General features: G+C 61.9%; 4 protein-coding genes. 1 reads left to right on the top strand and 3 read right to left on the bottom strand.

Translation table 11 applies throughout. From position 1 onward, the window contains the following. Positions 1-1,079: sigma-54-dependent Fis family transcriptional regulator (locus FSO04_RS45090; protein ID WP_154567865.1), on the bottom strand; the 1,079-nt coding region annotated here is incomplete at its 3' end. A gap of 420 nt (positions 1,080-1,499) precedes the next feature. Here FSO04_RS45090 and FSO04_RS45085 point away from each other — a divergent pair. Further along, the gene (locus FSO04_RS45085) at positions 1,500-1,790 is read left to right on the top strand and encodes a DUF1488 family protein (protein WP_028194698.1); all 291 of its coding nucleotides are present in this window, start codon (positions 1,500-1,502) and stop codon (positions 1,788-1,790) included. Positions 1,791-2,057: 267 nt separating this feature from the next. On the opposite strand, the gene FSO04_RS45080 is transcribed toward FSO04_RS45085, so the two are convergent. Next, positions 2,058-2,594 carry a cytochrome b gene (locus tag FSO04_RS45080; RefSeq protein WP_154567863.1) on the bottom strand — a complete coding sequence of 179 codons (537 nt, stop codon included), beginning with the start codon at positions 2,592-2,594 and terminating at the stop codon, positions 2,058-2,060. A gap of 276 nt (positions 2,595-2,870) precedes the next feature. Then, positions 2,871-4,172 carry an NCS2 family permease gene (locus tag FSO04_RS45075; RefSeq protein WP_154567861.1) on the bottom strand — a complete coding sequence of 434 codons (1,302 nt, stop codon included), beginning with the start codon at positions 4,170-4,172 and terminating at the stop codon, positions 2,871-2,873. Between the last annotated feature and the right edge of the window lie 247 nt (positions 4,173-4,419).

The following is a 4,419-nucleotide window of genomic DNA, read 5'->3' as shown; positions in this document are numbered from 1 at the left end:
TTGCCGAGCACGAGAATGGGAATATCGCGTCCGCGCAGCTTGGCGACTCTTCGCAGGATCGCTGCGACCGTTGCATCGCCGGTATCGAGCGTTTCGAGAGTGGCGAGCGGTGCCATCTCGCAGGGCTGGGCCGCAGCACGCGCGCCGTTGGACGTGGCCGTACGCGCTGCGTCAGCAAAGCCTTCTGATGAACCGACATAACGTGGCGCAGCAAATTCGCCGCGTGCGACTACGCGCACGCCGCTCGGCAGCGTCAGCTCGATACTTTCGCCTGGCGCGCGGGCGACCTGCTGCAACACTCTGGCAAAGGTGACCCCGAACAGTGCGTCGAACGGTTGCCGTAACAGCTCGCCAAGCGGCTGCCCGAATTGAAACAGTGCGCTGCGATTCGCGGACAGGAATGTGCCGTCCGGCGCGAACGCCGCGAGCCCTTCATACAGCGTGCCGATAAATTCCGCGCGCGCGTGAAAGTGAATGCGAATGGCGTCGACGAATTGATTGGAGAACAGATGATTTTCGATCATCTGCGCCGACATCCGTACAAGCGCAAGCGTGTGCTTGTGGAAGCCGCGCGTGTCGCCACTGACGTCGAGTGCGCCGATGGTGCGCCCGAACGGATCGGCGATGGGCGCACACGAACAGGTGAGAATCCGGTTCGCGTGCAGGAAGTGCTCGCCGGCATGCACGACGGTCGGCTGCCCGTCGATCAGGGCGGTGCCGATCGCGTTGGTGCCGCGATCCGCTTCGGCCCATGACACGCCCGGGCACAACGCGACGCGATTGGCTTTTTCGACAAAGTCGCTGTCACCGAGACTGTGGAGAATCACGCCGTGATTGTCGGTGAGCAGCACCATGCTTTGCGTGTCGACGATCTGCGCGTGCAGCGTCTCCATGACCGGGAGCGCGTGGGTATAGAGCGACTGGTTGCGTTCTAGAAGTTCACGCAGGGCGGGGCGGCGCAGCGGATGAAAGTCCGGCGTTTCCGACGCTCGCAGGCCGACTTCGAGCGAGCGGGCATGAGCTTGCGCGATGACATCTGGCCGACCGATGATGGGCGGCGTGACAGAACGATGGACCAATACATGTCTCCGGTTATCGGATCCGACGGGTGCGTTGCCCGCCGTTGCGTTCCGCAGTGCAACATACGCGTCTGCGGCCGAACACCGATATTACAGGACGAAACCGGCCCCTGGCGAAAGCCGCGCAGCACGAATAAAACCGGGTCGCGCGAGAGAGAAAAAGCGCCTCAAAAGACCACGTCAGGCACCAAAATCAAGCAAACAAAAAGGAAAACTTGCGCAGCGGCCGAACTCGTCTACAGTGAATCAAATCACCTCCGCGGGGCGCGAAGTACGGCGCTCGCGAAACTATGGGGTGACGGACCCGCGCCACCAGCATTCGACAAGGAGGAAAAAGCGCTGCAGGTGCGACCAGTGTTAACCAGCGTGCGCAGTACCAATCGACCCATGCGCAGCACCCAACCATTAAGGTGAACACCCATGCAGATACTATTCCCGAACGAAACTCCTGAATATTCAGGTCGCGAACTTACCTTGGCGTTCCCGGCGATGGTTGATGGGCAAAGGGTGGAGTGCATGATCACCGCTGAGGCGCTGGAAGATCACTTTGGCGCCGCATCGCCGCGTCTGGAGGACATGGTCGGCGCATTCGACGCGCACCGGGCCCGCATCGAAGCGGCTACGAGGCGTCTGCTATCGGAAACGCGGGCGCAATGTCTGGTGCTGAGGAGCGGCTACGTGCGCTTCTATGAAGCGAACTGGCGCAATTGAGCGAATCCGCGCCTGCCGGGTGTCAGCCCGAAAACAGGCCACGAAGTCAGCCCAAACGTAAGCCCAACGAGCGGGCACAGCAGAAAAGCAGAACCAGCCGCGCAAGAGCAACACGAGACGCAAACCCAGGCGCGGCGTCCGCACCTCAACGGGTCCACAACTGGCCGCGGCCGTTCGCGCCGCCCAGGTCTGCACTCGCGCGGCTGTAAGTTCCAGATACCGCGAACGCAAGCGCCAATGCCGCATGCGCCGGAGACTGGAAGCCGATCACACCATCCGCCGCAGCGTCCGATCCTTGAACACCACGTGATGCGCAATCGCCGCGAGCGCGTGTAATCCGATCACCCAGTAAAACGCATTGCCGAGCCACTCATGTGCTGTCTTGAGCAATGGCCGCGCAAGCGGATCCGCGCCGACCAGCGTGAAGCTGAAGTTGATCCAGGCCAGCGTGACCGGATGCCCGCCGGTATTGACCAACAGCATGCCCAGCAGCGGCTGCGCGAAGATAAAGATGTACAGGGCGAGATGCGCGGCGCGCGCCAGGAAGGCGAGCAGGCGATTACCTTCGACTTCCGCAGGCGCGCCGGCCCACAGACGCCATAGCACGCGCAGGACCGCCAGTCCCAGCACGAGGGTACCGGCGCAGAAATGCACGTTGCTCCAGAAGACCCTGCTGTCCGAGCCTTTCGGTCCGCGGATTTCGATTGCCAGATAAGCGAGCGCGATCAGCAGAAAGATCGCCCAGTGGAAGAAGATGGCGGGCGACGTATAACGGTCCGTGGTGCGGCTGTGGCTGTAGGACATGCAGGGAACTCCCGTGACCGGTTGGTTGTTTTTTATCAATCATCAGATGATAAAGGGTGCCCAACCAGAACGGGCACCCTCAATCAAATGATTGTTGATCCAGACTGAACCGTGACCGGACGCAGCGACGATGCCTCAGTGCTTTCAGTCAGGCTGCGAAGCGATGCGCGTTGCGCGTTGCAGCATCGCGCAACGCTTCGCAATGTCATGCCACGGCATGTCACGTGTTGTCCTGCGCTTTCACTCCCGTGCCTTCACGTTAATTGCCGCCGCAGCTTATTCGCTGCCGAGGTAGAAATAGCGGAACAGGAAAATCGCCGCGATGATCCTCACCTCCATTTTCACTTTGCGCGCCTTTTTTTTTTTCAAGCAGAAGCCGGCATACGAGATGAAGCCGAACGCGACGCCATTGGCGATCGAGTAGGTGAACGGCATCAACAGTGCGGTCAGGACGGCCGGCACGACTTCGGTGGCGTCGTCCCACGGCAGATCGAGCATTTCGCGCAGCATCAGGCACGATACGTACAACAGGGCCGGCGCCGTCGCGTAGCCGGGCACCACGCCCGCCAGCGGCGCAAAAAACAGCGCTGCGAGAAACAGCACGGCGACGGTGATCGCCGTCACACCCGTGCGGCCGCCGGCCTGCACGCCCGAGGCGCTTTCGATATACGCCGTGGTCGACGAGGTGCCCAGCATCGAGCCGGCCAGAATCGCCGTGCTGTCGGCGAGCAGAGCGCGGTTCAGCCGGAACATCTTGCCCTCGACCAGCAGCCCGGCGCGATTGGCCACGCCCATCAGCGTGCCCGTCGCGTCGAACAGTTCGACGAGGAAGAACACCAGAATCACGTTCAGCACGCCGCCGGAGAGCGCGCCGCGAATGTCGAGCTGGAACAGCGTCGGTGCAATCGACGGCGGCGCGGAGACGATGCCGTGAAACTGATTGCCGCCGAAGAAAAAGCTCAGCACCGTCACGCCGACAATGCCGATCAGGATCGAACCGCGCACCCGCAGATAGTCGAGTGTGACGATCGCGAAGAAGCCGATCACCGCGAGGATCACGTGCGCGTTGTGCAGATCGCCGAGCGTGACGAGCGTGGCCGGATTGCCGACCACCACGCCGGCCGACTTCAGCGAAATGATCGCGAGAAAGAGGCCGATACCGCCGGTGATGGCAATGCGTATGGAATGCGGAATCCCGTTGACGATCACCTCTCGCACGCGAAACAGCGTGACGATCAGGAACAGGCAGCCGGAGATGAACACCGCGCCGAGCGCGGCTTGCCACGTGAAGCCCATGCCTTTCACGACGGTGTACGCGAAGTACGCATTCAGACCCATGCCGGGTGCGAGCGCGATCGGGTAGTTGGCGTAGAGACCCATGATCAGCGAGGCCAGCGCGGCCACGATGCAGGTCGCGACGAACACCGCGTCCTTCGGCATGCCGGCGTCGCCGAGAATCGCCGGGTTGACGAAAATGATGTAGGCCATCGTCAGGAAGGTGGTCAGCCCGGCGAGCACTTCGGTGCGCAGGTTGGTGCCGGCGGCTTCGAAGCCGAAGTATCGTTTTATGGAGTCCATGAGGCGGGTCTCTTGTTGTTCAAAAGCGTTTCTTGTGGTTGATACGGGCAATGCGTCGCGAATAAGCGGGCGACTCTGCCGTCCGACACGGCACCGATGCACCAAGCGGCGAAGCCTACGGGCGGATTGCAGTCATGATTGGCGGTGGCGCACCGGTTTGCGTGAGTTTGCGTGACTGTGGGCTGTGCCGAAGGGGCGAGATGATACCTTGCCAGCGCGCGGGGCGGCGCGGCAAGCGAATTTACGA

It is taken from the genome of Paraburkholderia madseniana (genome assembly GCF_009690905.1).
Taxonomy (GTDB): domain Bacteria; phylum Pseudomonadota; class Gammaproteobacteria; order Burkholderiales; family Burkholderiaceae; genus Paraburkholderia; species Paraburkholderia madseniana.
This window is presented reverse-complemented; position numbering and strand designations above follow the sequence as displayed.